This is a genomic window from Intestinicryptomonas porci (assembly GCF_033971905.1).
Lineage (GTDB): Bacteria > Verrucomicrobiota > Verrucomicrobiia > Opitutales > Intestinicryptomonadaceae > Intestinicryptomonas > Intestinicryptomonas porci.
Genome location: NZ_JALBUT010000005.1, coordinates 61,709 through 77,650, shown reverse-complemented (window position 1 = coordinate 77,650; position 15,942 = coordinate 61,709). Strand labels below are relative to the sequence as shown.

At 46.0% G+C, this 15,942-nt stretch carries 14 protein-coding genes; 6 read left to right on the top strand and 8 right to left on the bottom strand.

The genetic code is table 11. The annotated features are described in order from the left end of the window. Positions 1–33: 33 nt before the first annotated feature. From MOX91_RS05255 to MOX91_RS05245, 3 genes are all read right to left on the bottom strand, one after another. The gene (locus MOX91_RS05255) at positions 34–723 is read right to left on the bottom strand and encodes an ABC transporter ATP-binding protein (protein WP_370397035.1); all 690 of its coding nucleotides are present in this window, start codon (positions 721–723) and stop codon (positions 34–36) included. A 104-nt stretch (positions 724–827) separates the two neighbouring features. Beyond that, positions 828–2,516, bottom strand: coding sequence for a hypothetical protein (locus MOX91_RS05250; protein ID WP_370397034.1), 1,689 nt, complete (start codon positions 2,514–2,516; stop codon positions 828–830). A 21-nt stretch (positions 2,517–2,537) separates the two neighbouring features. Continuing rightward, positions 2,538–3,854: a Gfo/Idh/MocA family protein gene (locus tag MOX91_RS05245; protein ID WP_370397033.1), complete on the bottom strand. Its 1,317-nt coding sequence runs from the start codon at positions 3,852–3,854 to the stop codon at positions 2,538–2,540. A gap of 192 nt (positions 3,855–4,046) precedes the next feature. On the opposite strand from MOX91_RS05245, the gene MOX91_RS05240 reads away from it, so the two are divergent. Both MOX91_RS05240 and MOX91_RS05235 read left to right on the top strand, forming a co-directional pair. Continuing rightward, on the top strand, positions 4,047–4,667 hold the full coding sequence (locus MOX91_RS05240; RefSeq protein ID WP_370397032.1) for a riboflavin synthase: 621 nt from the start codon (positions 4,047–4,049) through the stop codon (positions 4,665–4,667). Then, complete coding sequence (locus MOX91_RS05235) at positions 4,664–5,650, top strand: endonuclease/exonuclease/phosphatase family protein (protein WP_370397031.1); 987 nt, start codon at positions 4,664–4,666, stop codon at positions 5,648–5,650. The genes MOX91_RS05240 and MOX91_RS05235 overlap by 4 nt, the downstream gene beginning before the upstream one ends. 32 nt (positions 5,651–5,682) lie before the next feature. Here MOX91_RS05235 and MOX91_RS05230 read toward each other — a convergent pair whose 3' ends face one another. The 4 genes from MOX91_RS05230 to MOX91_RS05215 are packed head-to-tail and all read right to left on the bottom strand — an operon-like array spanning position 5,683 to position 8,650. Then, entirely contained in the window at positions 5,683–6,510 is an 828-nt protein-coding gene (locus tag MOX91_RS05230) for a GYF domain-containing protein (RefSeq protein WP_370397030.1), read from the bottom strand. Positions 6,511–6,538: 28 nt separating this feature from the next. Beyond that, positions 6,539–7,888, bottom strand: a complete 1,350-nt coding sequence (mnmE, locus tag MOX91_RS05225; protein WP_370397029.1) for a tRNA uridine-5-carboxymethylaminomethyl(34) synthesis GTPase MnmE — start codon at positions 7,886–7,888, stop codon at positions 6,539–6,541. Further along, positions 7,885–8,169 carry a hypothetical protein gene (locus MOX91_RS05220; RefSeq protein ID WP_370397028.1) on the bottom strand — a complete coding sequence of 95 codons (285 nt, stop codon included), beginning with the start codon at positions 8,167–8,169 and terminating at the stop codon, positions 7,885–7,887. Before MOX91_RS05220 ends, mnmE begins: the two co-directional genes overlap by 4 nt. A 1-nt stretch (position 8,170) precedes the next feature. After that, positions 8,171–8,650, bottom strand: a complete 480-nt coding sequence (locus MOX91_RS05215; protein WP_370397027.1) for a DUF192 domain-containing protein — start codon at positions 8,648–8,650, stop codon at positions 8,171–8,173. Between the two features lie 50 nt (positions 8,651–8,700). On the opposite strand from MOX91_RS05215, the gene MOX91_RS05210 reads away from it, so the two are divergent. Genes MOX91_RS05210 through hemN form a run of 4 tightly spaced genes read left to right on the top strand, consistent with a single transcriptional unit; the run spans position 8,701 to position 13,712 of the window. Further along, positions 8,701–9,780 (top strand): M24 family metallopeptidase, encoded by a 1,080-nt coding sequence (locus MOX91_RS05210; protein WP_370397026.1) that lies wholly within the window; start codon positions 8,701–8,703, stop codon positions 9,778–9,780. Next, positions 9,780–11,336 carry a murein biosynthesis integral membrane protein MurJ gene (gene murJ / locus MOX91_RS05205; protein WP_370397025.1) on the top strand — a complete coding sequence of 519 codons (1,557 nt, stop codon included), beginning with the start codon at positions 9,780–9,782 and terminating at the stop codon, positions 11,334–11,336. Before MOX91_RS05210 ends, murJ begins: the two co-directional genes overlap by 1 nt. Before the next feature lies 1 nt (position 11,337). Then, positions 11,338–12,366, top strand: coding sequence for a uroporphyrinogen decarboxylase (gene hemE / locus MOX91_RS05200; protein ID WP_370397024.1), 1,029 nt, complete (start codon positions 11,338–11,340; stop codon positions 12,364–12,366). Next, entirely contained in the window at positions 12,363–13,712 is a 1,350-nt protein-coding gene (gene hemN / locus MOX91_RS05195; protein WP_370397023.1) for an oxygen-independent coproporphyrinogen III oxidase, read from the top strand. Before hemE ends, hemN begins: the two co-directional genes overlap by 4 nt. A 3-nt stretch (positions 13,713–13,715) precedes the next feature. Here the strand turns inward: hemN and MOX91_RS05190 are convergent, their stop codons facing one another. Beyond that, positions 13,716–15,917: a DNA polymerase domain-containing protein gene (locus MOX91_RS05190; protein WP_370397022.1), complete on the bottom strand. Its 2,202-nt coding sequence runs from the start codon at positions 15,915–15,917 to the stop codon at positions 13,716–13,718. Between the last annotated feature and the right edge of the window lie 25 nt (positions 15,918–15,942).

The window sequence follows — 15,942 nt, the reverse complement described above, 5'->3', positions numbered from 1 at the left end:
ACAAAAACGCCGCTTTTTTTGCGCAAATAAAAATCAGACCAAAAGGTTGCCGTCGTTTATGCGGATAATTCTGTCGGCAATATCCAAAATTCGGTTGTCGTGCGTTACAAGCACAACCGTAACACCCAATTCTTTCGACATCTTTTTGATAAGCTCCACAACTTCCCTGCCCGTTTTTTCGTCAAGAGAAGCCGTAGGTTCGTCTGCAAGAACAATCGCGGGCTTTCTTATCAGCGCGCGCGCGATTGCAACGCGCTGTTTTTGACCGCCCGACAAGTGCGCGGGTTTTTTTTCCGCATGAGACGCAATACCGACGGTTTGGAGAGCTTCATAGGCAAGTTCGCGCGAGCTTTTGGAGTTCTGAGACTTGTCGAAAGCAAGCGGCAACTGCACGTTTTGCAAAACGGTTATCGAATCAAGCAAATGGTGGCTTTGGAAGATAAAGCCTATTTTGCGCCTTATCTCGCGAAGCCTCGACTGGTTTGCCCCGCTTAAATGGTCGCCGTCTATCACGATGTCACCGCTTTGGATTGTAAGCTGCGCGCCAATCAGCTTTAAGAGCGTGGATTTCCCCGACCCCGATGGCCCCATAATTATTGCGATTTCGCCCCCGTAAAAATCCAGGTCAATGCCGTGCAAAACTTCCTTAACGCCGTCGCCTTCGGTGTAATTGTGGCGAAGCCCGCTAATTGAAATCACTGCCTTGGATTTTTCTTTCATCATAAAACAAATAAACAAAAAAGCCCCCGCCCTTTCAACCAAATTCTAAGCCAAGGCGCAAAAAAAGCGGCGCGTTCCATCTCCGCGCCGCTTGAAAAAAATAAATATTATCTCGGTTCTTCGCCCCTGTTTTTAATATAGCCCAAAGATTTTTCCAAGGCGGACTTTTCAGCTTCGCCGCACTTTGCGCCGGCAATCATATCCGACACAAGCTGTTCGCATTTTTGATGGTCAGGCATTCTGCGCCAGTTGTCTCTTGTCAGGCGTTTGGCAAAAGGCGCAAGCTGGGAAATTTCTATTTTGCCGGCCTTGCCATCTGCAACTTTCTTTGCAAGAGCCATAAACGCATTAGCATCTCCGCATTCCATAAGGGCTAAGAAATAACATTTTTCCAAGCCTTCCGAAATTTCTTTGGGCGCGGATTTGAATGCGTTTTCAAGCATTTCCAAGGACTTCTGAGCGTCAGATGTTCGGATTGCGACATTTCTAACGACAAAGCCCAAACGGTAAACGAACTGCTTGTCGTTCGGCTTGTTCTGCTTTGCAAATTCAATGATTTTTTCGACATCTTCATCGGTTGCCAAAATTTCATATGAAGCCAAAGCGTCGCCCCAGACGCGCGAATTGAGCTTTTCAAACAGAATTGGCTTTGCGTCTATTGAACGAAGCCCAATCAAGCGAATTGCATTAGAATCATCCTGCTTTGCTTTTTCGATTATAAAAGCGTCGATTTCAGCTCCGCCTTTCTGCATTCCCTCCATCGCCCAAGCGATGATTGCATGCGGAAGACCGCGCGTTTTGTCCCTTAGCTTTATCATTTCAACAACCGCTTCCTTGCCGCCGATTTTTTCGAGCGCAAGGGCGAGAGAAACGCAAACAAATGGGTCTTTTGCATCTTCAAGGTTGTCAAAAACAAACTTTTTTGCGACATCATTTTGGACAGTTGCAAGATTTGTGATTATCCAAGCCTTCAAGGTCGGAGAGGCTGAATTATACGCCGTTTGCAAATCCGACATAAGCGAATTTTCTTTGCTTGCGATATATGGAACCACAAAAGCAACTTCCCATTCGTTTGCAGATTTCAAGGCTTCTTGCGCTTTTGCCTTTGAGGGATTTTTCAAAAAGTCCTGCTGAAACTTGTCAAGGCTTGTCGGCACCAAAACGCCGGCACCGTCCATTGCAACTATGGCAAAATCTTTTGATTTCTTTTGGGAATCGACAAACTGCTTTTTATCGCCACGCTTTGCAACGGCATAAAGAGCCATATTCTTTACGTTTGGATTTTTCGCGCTCTTAAATATTTCGACCAAAACGTTTCCCGCATTTTTTGCGGGCATTTTCTGCAACGCGCCGCAAGAAACAAGAGCGAGAGTTTCGTCGTCTGAAAGAGCCGCTTTTTTAAGAAAGGCGAAAGACTTTTCAGAACCCGCAAACTCGAGCATTCTCACGAGTTCGCATTTCGTGTTCGCGTCTTTTACGCTTTCCAAATTCGCGAGAATTTCGCGCTCGAAAGCCTGCAAGTCCGCGGGATTTTTCGTCGCGTCAAACAGTATGTTTAACAAGTCGTCCTGATACTGGTACCTCGACATGTCATTTACATCCGCATCGCGGTACTCGTACTCGCGGTTATTCTTGTCGCGGAAAGAGCGGTTTTGGTTGTTAAATTTAATCGGCTGCTCGATTTCGCCTGCCATTACCTGAACGTCGCGCTTTATTCTTGCGGCATCGATTTCGGCAAAGCTTGAAAATGCCGAAAGCATAAACGCGCATGCCGCCAAAATATGTGTGTATTTCATAAAAAAATCTCCGTTTTGATGTTAAACGCCAAGGAAGTACGGCGCGCGGCGCACGCGCGAAGTCATCGACTGCGCAACAGGGTCGCCAATTATTTTTTCAGCCTTTGCATCCCACTTTATCGGGCGGTTCAAGCGAAGCGCCATGGCGGAAAGCTGGCATGTCGCGCTCGTGTGGTAGCCGACATCCGCGTTGCAAATCGGAGTTCCGCCCGTGCGTATGCAGTTTATCAAATCTTCGCGGATGTTCGGAACTACTTGAAGCTTTGTCGAGCCGTTTGGCAAAAAGCCCTTTGCAAGCCATTCGGGGTCGGAGTCGATACGGTTGCCGCGGCTCACCCTTACTTCGCCCTTTGTTCCGATAAATCTAATCATGTGCCCCTTTGTTCCACCGTTTTGACCGAACGGATTTATGTACACTCTCGGACCGTTTTCATACTCGAAAAACCTGCAAACGGAACCGTCTGTATTCGGCGGGCAAAATAGTGTCGGGAATGAATCGTCCTTGCCCAAAGCCCACTGGATGATGTCGTAGTGGTGCGCGCCCCAGTCGCCGTCCTTTCGGCAGCCATAATCCCAAAAACAACGCCAGCCGCCGTTCCAGAAACTGCGCACTCTTTCGGAATTATACGGATACCACGGAGACGGCCCAAGCCACTTTTCGTAGTTAAACCCCTCGGGAATGGGCTCTTCCTTCAAAATTTTCGGCTGCGCGAAAACCCCGATGTCGGTATAAATTTCCTTGACGTCGCCAATCAGCTTGTTGCGCACGATTTCAGCCGCCTTGCGGAAAGAAGCCTCCGTTCGCTGCTGTGTGCCGACTTGAAGCTTTATGCCGGTTCTTCGCACTGCGTCCGACAATATTTTGCCCTCTTCGATTGTGAGGCTCATGGGCTTTTCAAGATAGACGTGCTTGCCCGCCTTTGCGGCGGCGAGGGCTATTTGAACGTGCCAGTGGTCGGGAGTTGCAATTACAACGGCGTCGATGTCGTCGCGCTCAATGATGTCTTGATAGTCTTCGGTCATGTCGCAGCCCTTGTAGTTTTCAAGATTGCTGCGGCGCGCCGAAATTTCCTCGACAACGCGCTTTGATTCTTCCCTGTTAGACCTGCGCACATCGCAAACCGCAATAACCTGTGAGCCTCCGAAGCCCGCATAAAAATCCCTGTGCCCGCGCATTTGGCTTCCGACACCGATACAGCCGAACACAATTCTTTCGCTCGGAGCCAAAACTCCGCCCTTCCCCAACGCCGACGCAGGTATGATTGTCGGCAAAAACGCGCCCGCAAAAGCCGCGGCGGCAGACTTCTTTATGAAGTCTCTTCTCGATAGTTTTTTCATATTTCCTTTCCCAATATTTTCTTATTTTTTACATAAATAAGACAAAAATTAAACTTTTTGCCAAAAATTATTGCAGACACGGAAAGGATTTCAAGATTTTAGTGCAAAATTCGCCTCGCAAAAAAACGCAACCTTGACTAAAATAAATTCCGATTTAGTATGCGTTCTTTAATTTAAAACAGGAGGATTTTTATGTTTACAGGCATAGTTGAAGCGACAGGCAAAGTGATTTCATTGGAAAACAAAGACAAGGCTTGGCTTATGAAAGTCGAAGCCCCCAAGTTCATAGCGGAAGATTTAAATATCGGCGATTCTCTGGCAAACAACGGTTGCTGTCTCACTGTCGTCCAAAAAGAAGCAGAAACAATAAGTTTTGAGCTTTTGGAAGAAACTTTGAGGCTCACAAGCTTTGAAGGTCTTAAAAGCGGCTCTCTCGTAAACTTGGAAAGACCTTTGCAGTCGGGAGCAAGGCTCGGAGGGCATTTTGTATCGGGGCATATCGACGTCCGCGCAAAAATCCTCGATTTTGAAAAGAGGGGCAAGAATTTTTATTTGAGAGTGGAAGTCCCGCAAGAATTTTCAAAGTACGCGGTTTACAAAGGTTCAATTGCAATAGACGGCATTTCGCTAACAATCGCAGAAGTGCATCCCGATTCTCTCGCAGTTTGGCTTATCCCGCACACATTGGAAGTCACAAACCTTTCGCAGGCGCACGCGGGCAAGTTCGTAAATTTGGAATTCGACCTTCTCGCAAAATACGTTGAAAAAATCGCTCTCGGCAACCGCGATAAATCCCCCTACCAGCCTCAATGAGAAGAAGAAAAAAGCCCTCTAAAAACATTTGGATAAAGCTCGTGTGGCTTTTGGCGGTTTTGCTTGCCGCCCTATTTTACCAAGTTTCCCCGCAGGACATTCTAAGCGGAAATTTTGGCAAAAACCGCCATATAGTCCAAACTTCCGCACAACTCGAGCCTTCAAAAATACGCGAAGAAGGCAAAATCAGGGTGTGCATATGGAACGTACACTGCTATCTTGACACCTACCGAATGAAAAACGGCAGGCGCATAAAATCTCCAAAGCCCGAAGACGAAAAAGAGGAAATCTTAAAAATCATAAAAGACATAAACCCCGATGTTCTCGGCATTGAGGAAATCGGCGGAGAGCCTTACGCAAAAGAGTTTGCAAAACGCCTTTCGCAAAGCGGCATGAACTACCCCTATTTCGCGGTTTCGGAAGAAAGCTCCGAATATCCGCAATGCGCGATTTTTTCAAAAATCCCGTTTCAAAAAACAAACATTCTCGCCGTAAAGAACTTCGACTATTTCGGTGAAAGCGCGCGTTCGCCGCGCGGAATGCTTGTGGCAGATTTTAAAACGTGCGGCAAGGATTGGCGGTTCGGCTCGATACACCTTAAAAGCAAGTTCGGAGCAAAAGCCCGCGACAGGGAAAACAATTTGTTCAGGCAAAAAGAAGCGGAGTTAATCGCAAAAGACATGTCGAGATTTTTGAGAAAAGGCGGTCTTGCCATAATCGGCGGAGACTTTAACGAAGAGCCAAAAGACGGGGCAATAGCCATACTGAAAAAAGCGGGCCTTGAGCCTTTGAAGCAGGAAAACTCAAACGGCTTGCCATTTTCATACCATTGGGCAAAAGAAAACGCATATCGGCAGTTCGACTTTTTCATGATATCAAAACCCATGAAAAAATACGCGGAAAAAGCGGAAGTTTTGCCCATAGTGAAATCCGCAAGCGACCATGCGGCAGTCTTTACCGATTTGGACTTCTCGAAAAACTAAACAACCGAACTTTTTGAGTTCGGCTGTTTTCGTCATTTATAAAAAATCTTGCGCTGCAAAAGGAAAATCCTCGATACAAGCACTATCCAGAAAATGCAGGCGATTGTAAGAATAACCGTGTGGTAAATCGCAAAAATCAAAATTCCCTTCGCCGCATCGATGCTGACAAAGCCCGAAAACCATATTTTTTGAAAGAACAAAATCAAAAGCTCAAACAAGGTGAAAAACCACCACAAAATCAAAAAATTCAAATCCAAAATATTCAAAGCCTTGCCATTCGCGTTCTTTGACGCCTTGTAAACATAAAAAACGACAATAAACGGATTTACCAAATTGACAATGGGAATGAAAAGCGACCAGCCCGAAAAAGACGGCGAAAGCCTGCAACTTTTGTCGAGCGCGCGGAGGTTTGAAACTATCGTGAAAATCCAGTTCTGCGCCGCCTTTGCAATAAACAGCAAAAGAATAAACAAAACAAGCGAAGTCAAAAACGATATTTTGTGGTATTCCAAACCGACGCACTTCAAGAAAGTTGAAGAAGTGTCGGGCGATACGAGAAGCTTCTCAAAATACGCCAAGCGTTTAAAATCTATGAGCAGGGTCAAAAAGACCAAAATTGTGAAAGCCGAAAGCAAGCCCCTGAAAAGCTTGGTAGCGTTTGAAAGCTCTTTTAACCTCGTGTATGTTTTGCGCCCGAACTGCCTGAATAAATCAGTACTTTTTAACTGCGCCCAGCTTTGCATTCCGCGCGACCAGACTTTCGTGTCCTGATTTATTATATGTTTTGTGTAAAGTTCGTTAAGCGCGGCATCGGCAACGGGACCGCATTTTTTCTTCTTATTGTCGAGGTAATACCACATAGATAAAAAATAAAACGTTTTATATTTTCTATTTGCCGATGCAGAAAGTCGAGAATATTTTGCTTAAAACCTCTTCCCTGTCGCCCCTTCCCACAATTTCTCCAAGGCTGTCCAAAGCGGCGCGTATATCGCTTGCGACGAGTTCCGATGGGGCGGAAGAGTCGATTTTTTCAACGGCAGATTTTGCGTTTTCAAGAGAATCTGCAACAAGACCCGAATGGCGCGCGCTAACCAAAATATCGTCAAATGAAGATGTTATGGAATTTTTTGTTATGAATTCCAAAATCTTTTCCTTTAAATTTTCTATTCCCCTGTCTTCAAGGCAGGAAACTTCCACAGACACAAAATCTTTAAAAATACCCGCATTCTGCGCGCGCGGCTTGTCGATTTTGTTTAAAACCACAATCGTATTGCTTGGGCTTATGAAACTTTTGGCGATTTCAAAAACGCCGTCAAAATTTTCGGAAACATCCAAAACAAGAAGCTTTAAATCTGAGTCTTTGGCAACTTCAAGCGCCCTGCGTATTCCCTCTTTCTCAATCTCGTCGCCCGAAGTTCTAAGCCCCGCAGTGTCAGCTAAATTTACGCAATACCCGCCAATCGAAAACCGTTCCACAATAAAGTCGCGCGTGGTTCCGGCGGAGGGGCTTACTATCGCGCGGTTCCTGCCCAAAATGCAGTTCATGAGAGACGACTTGCCCGCGTTTGGCTCGCCGATGATGGAGACATTCAGCCCGTCGCGCAAAACCGCCCCGTAACGGCTTGTTGACACAAGGCGCGAAGCGTCGCAAACGAATTTTTCAAGAAGCTCCTTCGGCTTTGAGAAAGACTCTTTTGGCAAGTCTTCGTCAGAAAAATCTATGTATGCCTCCATATACGCAAGAGCCTCTATGAGAGTGTCGCACATCGAATTTACGCGCTTTGAAAGCTCGCCGCCAAGCTGTTTTCTGGCCGCCTCCAAAGATTTTTCGCTCCTTGCGGCAATCATAAGCGCGACAGCCTCCGCCTGCGACAAGTCGAGTTTGCGGTTTTCAAAAGCCCTGCGCGTGAACTCCCCGTGCGTTGCCGCCCTAACCCCCCTCGCGAACAAGTCTTCAAGCACCGTTTGCACGATGTACGGGTTGCCGTGCGTGCATATTTCAAGCATGTCTTCGCCCGTATATGAATTTGGAGCCTTAAAAAACGTGAAAACAACATCGTCCAAAATTTTCCCGTCTTTTGAAACATAGGACGAATGCGACGCAAAACGCGGAGAAATTTCGGATTTGCCGAAACAGGATTTTGCCGTTTCAAGGCACATTCCGCCGCTTAACCTGATTGCCGCTATCGCAGATTCGCCGTTGGGAGTGGAAAGAGCCGCTATGGTGTCTGATGTCATTTTTTCTGCCTTTTTGAAGATTTTTTGTCAATCACTGCAAGAATTGCCGCAGAAACGCAAAACGCAATTCCAGCCGCAGTGGTAGAGTCTATGTAAACTTTCGCGCGCGTAAGCCCCGATTCGTTTCTTATGTCGATTGGACGGTTTTTCTGCCAATTTGTCATATTGCTTGAAAAGAACTCGTACGCTCCAAGCCATGCTATGGTCGAAATGAAAAAGCTCGCCGCAAGCAGAATGAACTTTCGCCTTGAAAAGTTGTTTGAAACAAAACTTCTGCCCATGTTAATTTTCGCCCCTGCGCTTCTTTACAGCTTCGTAAAACTTTTTCATATCCAAAAAATCGCCCGATTTCACCGAATTTTTAAGAAACCATCCCCTGTTCATTTCGATGCAGTAGCATACGTCGGAAGACGTGCTTCTCACTGCGGTTTCGTCGTGCGGGAACATCTGCTTGACTTCCAAAACCTTGCCACGGGCGTCCAAAAAGGCTATATCGAGAGCAATCGGAGTGTTTTTCATCCAAAACGACGCCATGTGCGGAAAGTCGCTCACAAAAATCATTCCCTCGTTTTCCCCCATTTGCTTTACGCCCATAAGCCCCTTTGCCTTTTCCTGATTTGTCAGGGCTATTTTTGCGGAAAATTCCGCATTGCCGATTTTCTGGGGGAAGAGAGCGTCAATGCCCGCTTTTTCGGTTTCGACTTTTGAACAGCCGAAAATCAAAGGCAAAGCCGCCGCCAGTAAAATTGTAAAAATTTTCATGGCAAAACAGCATTATATATGTTTGGATTGTAGGCAACAATTTTATGATTATGGAAAAGCTTATTTACGCAAATACGGAAAAATCGCCCGATATGCTGTATTTTGCAAAAATGAATATTCCCGACGCCGTTTTCGCCTTCACCCACAAGGGGAAAAAATACGCAATTTGCTCGCCTCTTGAAATCGGACGCGCCCGAAAAGAATCGGATTTTGACGGAATTTACCCGTCAAACGGTAGCGATTTTGACACTCTCCTTGAAATATTTTCAAATCTTAAAATATCGGAAGCGGAAGTCCCGAACTCTTTTCCCTCAGGCATGTTCCTAAAATTAAAAAAAGCGGGGCTTAAAATAAAAGTTTCTGGCGGAGACTTCTTTCCCGAACGCAGAATAAAAAGCGAAGCCGAAATTTCTGAAATCAAAAAGGCGAACGATGCCGCAAGCGCAAGCTTTGAAAGAGTCTGGCAGATTTTCAGGGAAAGCTCGATTGAAAACGGTTTTCTAAAATGGAACGGAAAGTTTTTAACAAGCGAAATTCTTAAATTTGAAATAGAATTGCAATGCCTCAAAATGGGGGCGGAATCCAAAAATACAATAGCCGCCTGCGCCGACCAGGCATGCGACCCCCACTGCGAAGGATACGGTAAAATAAGGGCGAACGAACTCTGCGTATTCGACATTTTCCCGCGCCTGAAATCTTCGGGCTACTTCGGGGACATGACGCGCACCTTCTTAAAGGGAGAGCCAAACTGTGCGCAAATAAAGCTTGTTGAAAGCGTAAAAAAAGCGCAGGAAAACGCAATTTCGGAAATCAAGGCGGGCAAGAGAGCCGACTTAATCCATAAAAACGTCTCATCTTTCTTTGAAAAAAACGGCTACAAAACAGATTTTGACGGCAACGGCTGGCGCGGATTTTTCCACTCGACGGGACACGGAATCGGCTTGGAAGTCCACGAAGAGCCGCGCTTAGGTCTTGCAAAAAACACTCTTAAAAGCGGCGAAGTTGTCACCGTAGAGCCCGGGCTGTATTACAAGGGTGTTGGCGGATGCAGGATTGAAGACAACGTGCTTGTGCTTCAAAACGGATGCCAAAAGCTTTCCAATTTCCATTACGACTGGGTTGTAAAATAATGGCAAAATCCTCCCGCAGTTTGAAAAACATTCTAAAAGTCGCGTTCGGCACGTTCGGCTCCCGCGTATTGGGGCTTTTGAGAGACACCTTGACACTCGCTTTTTTGGGGGTGAACGCGGTCAGCTCCGCATTCTTCTTCGGCTTTACAATTCCAAACCTTTTCAGGCGTCTGATGGGAGAAGGCGCGCTGTCTTCGGCGTTCATTCCGATTTTTTCGCAAACCCTCAAAAACGGCGGGGAAGAAAAGGCTTTCGATTTCCTAAACAAAATAATAACCCGCGCGTTTTTGGTTTTGTGCGCGATTGTAGTCTTGGGAATTTCCATATCGGAAATTTTTTACTTTTTCGCCGAGAAATCCGCGCACTTTTCGGGCGAAAGATTTTTGGCAGGCTCGGCATTCACCTCTATAATGCTGCCATACATGATTTTGATATGCCTTGCGGCGTTAATTTGCGCCGCCTTGAACGTCTTGGGGCATTTCGCGCTCCCCGCTCTCACGGCAGTATGGCTTAACATTGCGATAATATCATCAATATTAATAGGAGCCGCGCTTTTCAAGGGGAATTCAAACGCCATTGCAAAATGTATGTGCGCAGGAGTTCTTGCAGGCGGGCTCGCACAGCTTTTCATTCCGCTTTTCCAGCTTAAAAGAAGCGGTTGGAGATTTTCCCCAAGCCTGAAATCGACAAGCGAAGTAAGGGAGTTCAACGCTCTGTTTCTGCCCGCGCTCGCAGGGGCGTCGGTAATACAGGCAAACATACTTGTTTCAAACATGCTCGCGCTGAAAGTAAGCGACATTGCAGTCAGCGCGATTTACGTTTCAAGCAGGCTGATAGAGCTTCCGCTCGGAATTTTCACATTCGCGATAATAACGGTTTACTTCCCCAAACTCTCCCTCGCCTCGGCAAATAGCGAAGGCGGCGAATATTCGCGCCACTTTTCAAACGCCATAATATCTCTTATGCTGATTTGCGTTCCAAGCTGCGTCGGGCTGATTGCTCTCGCCCCCGAAATATTGAAACTGCTCTTTGAATGGGGAAAATTCGGAAACGCCGACGTCGAACTTTGCACTCCGATTTTGATATTGGGTTCAATAGGCATTCCGTTTTATTCCCTCGCAACCCTCTCTTCAAGGGGCTTCCACTCGGTAAAGGATATGAAAACGCCGATGAAAGTTTCAGCGATGGCTTTCATAGTCAACCTGACTTCGGCATTGCTTTTAATGGGCAGATTCGGCGCGATGGGATTGGTCGGCGCAAACGTGATTTCGGGGATATTCCAAGCCGCGCTTTTAAGTGCGCTCTTTTCAAAGAGGCGCAAAATGCAAAACGTGTTTTTTGAGATTTTAAAAATTCTTACGGCGTCAGTTCTTATGGGGCTTTCTCTTTGGATTTTAAAGCCGTGTCTTTCAAGCCTTTTAAGCGGCAAGCTTTCCGCCGCCGCGAACGCGGCAATACTTGTTCCGCTTGGAATCGCAATTTACACAATGTTGCTTTTTGTTTTCAAATTCAGGGAATTTGGAGAAGTAAAAAAACTTATGAGAAGGAAAGATTAAAATGACTTCACGAGAACTTTTTTTAAATGCGGTGGAAGGAAAACCCGTTTTACGCACTCCGTTTTGGATTATGCGCCAGGCGGGGCGATACCTGCCCGAATACCGCGCGCTAAAAGAAAAGCACGGTTTTTTGGAAATAGTGAAAACTCCTGAACTTTCACTTGAAGCGACATTGCAGCCAATACGCAGGTTTGACTTTGACTGCGCAATCGTGTTTTCCGACATATTAGTCGTGGCAGAGGCTCTCGGCTTTAAATATAATTTTAGAGACAAGGGAGGAATAGAGCTTGAAAGCACAATAAAAAGCGTGGAAGACATAAGAAAGCTTCCGCCTGCATCTATAGTCCGCGAGAAGTTAAGCTATGTTAAAGACGCCCTTTCTCTAATCAGAAAGGAACTTCCCAATAAAGCTCTTTTAGGTTTTTCTGCCTCGCCTTTTACGCTCGCCTCTTACATGATTGAGGGCGGCTCTTCAAGGGATTTCCAAAAGTTTCACGATTTTTTCACAAACGAGCAATACGCCTTTGAAATGCTCCTTGCAAAACTTGCCATAGCGATTTCAGAATACGCGAAGATGCAAGTTGAATGCGGCATTGACGGATTTCAGATGTTCGATTCGCAGGCATCATGCGCCCCATTTAACATGTACGAAGACCTGTCAGCGATAAGCGCGAATTTCGCGATGTCGAAAATACAAAACAAAGTAAAAACCATATTTTTTGCAAACGGAATGCAGGGGCGGTTTGACGAAGTAAAAAAAGTAAACGCCGATGTTTACAGCCTGTCTTCGCAGGAAAATCTGCCGCAAATTGCCACAGAAAACGAAAATCAATTCTGTCTGCAAGGCAATATTCCAAACGCCATTTTATCGGAAGCCTCTCCCAAAGAGGTCGAAGAAAAAACCATTTCGCTTTTGAATGAGATGAAGCCGTTTAGGCATATTTTGAATTTGGGGCACGGGATACTGCCCGACGCCAAATTAGAAAATGTCGAAGCTTTCGCAAACGCCGCAAAAAATTTCAAAAAATGAAAAACCTTACAGAGCTCATTTTAAAATACGAAACTTCGGGCCCGCGATACACTTCATACCCGACAGCCCCGCATTTTTCTTCCGAATGCGACAAGCAAAAATTGGCGAAGGCGGCTGTTGATTTAAATTTGCCGCGCTCCCTTTACATACACATACCGTTTTGCAGGACGCAGTGCCTCTTTTGCGGATGCTCTTCAAGCGTCTGCACTGACGCAAAAAAAGCGGACGAATATCTTTCGCTTATCGAAGAAGAGCTAAGGCTCTGGCAAAATTCGGGGCTTAAAAGATGCCCGCTCGAACAAATACATTTCGGCGGCGGCACTCCGAACTTTCTTTTGCCCGAACAAATTTCAAGATTAAGCGAAATAATAAAAAGCGGATTTGACATTTCCCCGAATTGCGAATACTCGGCAGAACTCGACCCCCGCACGCTTACAAAAGAAAAAGTTGAAGCTTTTGCAAAAATCGGCGTAAACCGCGCCTCAATCGGCGTGCAGGACACAAACGAAAACGTCCAAAAGGCGATTGCCAGAATACAACCGCAAAAAATGAATTTGCAGGCTTTTGAATGGCTGCGCGAATTCGGGATAAAAAAAATCAACATAGACCTAATGTACGGGCTTCCTCTTCAAACTCCCGAAAATTTCAAAAACACGATAAAAGACGCCCTTCAATTAAAGCCCGACAGAATTGCGCTATTTAACTACGCCCATGTGCCGTGGATGAAAGCCGCCCAAAAGGCTCTCGAAAAATATCCCATGCCAACGGGCGCGGAAAAAGTCGGGCTTTTTGGCGATGCAATGGAAGCATTCAAAGATGCGGGCTTTGAATACATAGGCTTGGACCACTTCGCGCTCCCGCAAGACGAGCTTATTTTGGCGCGAAAGTCGGGCACGCTTCAGCGCAATTTCCAAGGATACAGCACACGCGCGGGGCTTGAATCTTTCGGGCTTGGGCTTACTTCTATATCTCAGACAAAAAATACTTACAGGCAAAATTTCAAAATCTACGCAGAATACGAACATTCAGTAAAAAGTTCAATACTGCCAATAGAGCGCGGCATAATTTTGTCGGAAGAAGACGAATTGCGGCGCGAAATCATAATGGACATAATGTGCCTTTTAAAGCTCGACTTCAAAAAGTTTGAAGAAAAACACGGCTTTAATTTCAGGGAAAAATTCCAAGGCGCATTCCCCGCTCTTTTGGAAATGCAAAAAGACGGAATTTTGGAAATTGGCGAAAGCGCAGTGGAAGTTTCCCAAACAGGCAGGCTCTTCCTTAGAAACATCGCAATGCTCTTTGACGGAAGATTGTCCGACAAATTCAGATACTCAAAAACGCTCTGAGCATTAAAAATCAAATTCAGGCTGGACGGAAGAAGAAATGGTTTTCGGCAGAAAGTCCGCAAATTTTTCGCACCAGTCGTCGAGCTTTTTAAGATAGTATTTCGCGTCGTAAGGCAGGGTGTTTTTGTCGTACATCTCAATCGGATACGCCCTCTTCCAGTCCGCGCCTTTTTTCAGTTCGGCATCGCTTATGAAGTACGAAATTTTGTCCCCCACGCGCGCGGGATTTTCAAGCTTGCAAGCCGCTTCAAGAGACGCCCTCCTGCCCTTGCCCGCAACTTCGATGGTTTTTTTATAGGCTTCGGGCGAGATGCTTATGTACTCGCTCTTTGCAAGCTCAGATATGTCCATATTTCCGCTTTCGATATTTTCACGAACCTCCGCAAGAAGTTCGCCCAAATTTTTATTAGACGCGCCAAGCTCTATGTCTATGAAATCGGAAGTAAGCTTTCTTAAAAAGCCCTCCATCGACCTGCTTCTAAGGGCGGAGCCTTTCAAAACAACCCCGCTGTCCGTAAGAAGCGCGTAATTTTTCGCCTTGTAGCAAAACATCGACTTGTACGCTCCGTCGAACTCTAAATCCACCCCCTTTGGCAGATGTTCTATAACTTTCGGAAGAAGATTTTGCGGGCATGAAAAATATCCGCCGCATGAAACGTAAATTCCGTCCGTGTCGGCCTCTAAAATCTCGCAACCCTCGCGCTTGAAATTCTCAATAAGCCCCGCCAAAAGTTCCCTGCCCTTTGTGGTTATTTCATCTGCCAAAGCTGCGTCGCCGAAACGCGCGGTCGCAAGCCCGAGATAGCCGTAAAACGAATTTATGAGTATTTTAAAACTCGCCTGACGCGCATTAAATTCTTTGCGCTCGTCGGGATTTTCGGCAGTTTTTGCAAGCTGTTTATATTGCAGGCGGTAGGCTCTAAGCTCTTTTAAAACGTCCAAAAATATTTCAAGATAGTCGTTCTTGGGGCATTTGCCCAAAACGAGCATTAAGCTTGGGTAAAGGGAAGCAACGTCGTAATGCAAGACATTTTTAAACACCCCCGACTTGAAGCTTTCGGAAAATCCGCCCGAAACAAAATTCGCCGCAGGCTCGCTTTCGGGAAGAGCGGATTTGGCATGCAAATATTTTTCAAGGAATATGTATTCGACCTTTAAACCCGTACCGCGCAAAATGCACTCCTGCAAGGTAAGCGGAAAATTCTGAACCTGCGCGAAGTACGACGGAAGAAGCCTGTTCGCAAGCTCGAAAGTTTCGCGTATGTCGTCTTTTAAATACTTTCTGAAAGTTTCCCTGTCAGACACAAAAAAGTCCTGAATCTTCGACCCCTCTATGTACGTCCTGCTTTCGGGCTTTGAAAAGCCGAAATGCACAGCGGCGGCTTTCAACGAATAAGACGAAAGCTCGCGCGCTGAAATATCGTAAATCTGTAAAAGAAGCAATGTATCGACAACCGTGCGCCCCGCAATGTCGCAGCGCGGATAGTCGAAAATACGCTCTGCGATTTTTATCCTCGAAGATCGGAAGGCGCATTCCGCCCCGAACCTGCCCCACTGCATTTTTATCTTCAAACGCTTTGAACGCCGCCTTATGAAATCGAGGTCGAACCTGAAAATGTTGTGCCCTTCAATAGTGTCGGGGTCAATGTTTTGAATTTCTGACTGCACCGCTAAAAGCAAATTGCGCTCCGCGTCATCGGTCATTTCCCCAATTTCAAGAATTTTTGATTTTTCCCCGAATTTTATGCCTACTGCAATGACCCTGTCGCCTGCTCTGTCGGGATTGGGGAAGCCGAATTCCGAAGACGTTTCAATGTCAAGCTGAATTCGCCTTAAATCGGAAAACCGCATTCCGCCAAACATCCTTGCCTTGTGTTGCATCAAGAACTGGTTTTCCAAATTTGCGATTTTTTCAACCGCAAGCGTTTTCGGGCGCGATTTCAAAAAATCCGCATAGTCTCCGATGTTCTTAAAGCGCAAAATTTTCGATAGAGGCAAAGTTTTGCCCTCGGGACATTTTAAACTTTCCACACTCTCGATTATGCCGCCTTCTTGAACATCGCCTCCCGCCCATAAAAACGGCTTGAATTCGCATTTTTCAGAATAATGCCGCCCGTCTTTGGAGCGCAAACGCAAATGTACTTCGGAGTTTGGCGCAACCCAAACTCCGCAAACGGAAGAATCGGAGATGTTTAAATTCTGCATAAATAGTCAAATTCCGGAAAAAATG

What these genes read in the sequence shown, in the direction of transcription:
- MOX91_RS05255 (WP_370397035.1), bottom strand. Translation starts at nt 723, where the DNA reads ATGATGAAAGAAAAATCCAAGGCAGTGATTTCAATTAGCGGGCTTCGC.
- MOX91_RS05250 (WP_370397034.1), bottom strand. Translation starts at nt 2,516, where the DNA reads ATGAAATACACACATATTTTGGCGGCATGCGCGTTTATGCTTTCGGCA.
- MOX91_RS05245 (WP_370397033.1), bottom strand. Translation starts at nt 3,854, where the DNA reads ATGAAAAAACTATCGAGAAGAGACTTCATAAAGAAGTCTGCCGCCGCG.
- MOX91_RS05240 (WP_370397032.1), top strand. Translation starts at nt 4,047, where the DNA reads ATGTTTACAGGCATAGTTGAAGCGACAGGCAAAGTGATTTCATTGGAA.
- MOX91_RS05235 (WP_370397031.1), top strand. Translation starts at nt 4,664, where the DNA reads ATGAGAAGAAGAAAAAAGCCCTCTAAAAACATTTGGATAAAGCTCGTG.
- MOX91_RS05230 (WP_370397030.1), bottom strand. Translation starts at nt 6,510, where the DNA reads ATGTGGTATTACCTCGACAATAAGAAGAAAAAATGCGGTCCCGTTGCC.
- mnmE (WP_370397029.1), bottom strand. Translation starts at nt 7,888, where the DNA reads ATGACATCAGACACCATAGCGGCTCTTTCCACTCCCAACGGCGAATCT.
- MOX91_RS05220 (WP_370397028.1), bottom strand. Translation starts at nt 8,169, where the DNA reads ATGGGCAGAAGTTTTGTTTCAAACAACTTTTCAAGGCGAAAGTTCATT.
- MOX91_RS05215 (WP_370397027.1), bottom strand. Translation starts at nt 8,650, where the DNA reads ATGAAAATTTTTACAATTTTACTGGCGGCGGCTTTGCCTTTGATTTTC.
- MOX91_RS05210 (WP_370397026.1), top strand. Translation starts at nt 8,701, where the DNA reads ATGGAAAAGCTTATTTACGCAAATACGGAAAAATCGCCCGATATGCTG.
- murJ (WP_370397025.1), top strand. Translation starts at nt 9,780, where the DNA reads ATGGCAAAATCCTCCCGCAGTTTGAAAAACATTCTAAAAGTCGCGTTC.
- hemE (WP_370397024.1), top strand. Translation starts at nt 11,338, where the DNA reads ATGACTTCACGAGAACTTTTTTTAAATGCGGTGGAAGGAAAACCCGTT.
- hemN (WP_370397023.1), top strand. Translation starts at nt 12,363, where the DNA reads ATGAAAAACCTTACAGAGCTCATTTTAAAATACGAAACTTCGGGCCCG.
- MOX91_RS05190 (WP_370397022.1), bottom strand. Translation starts at nt 15,917, where the DNA reads ATGCAGAATTTAAACATCTCCGATTCTTCCGTTTGCGGAGTTTGGGTT.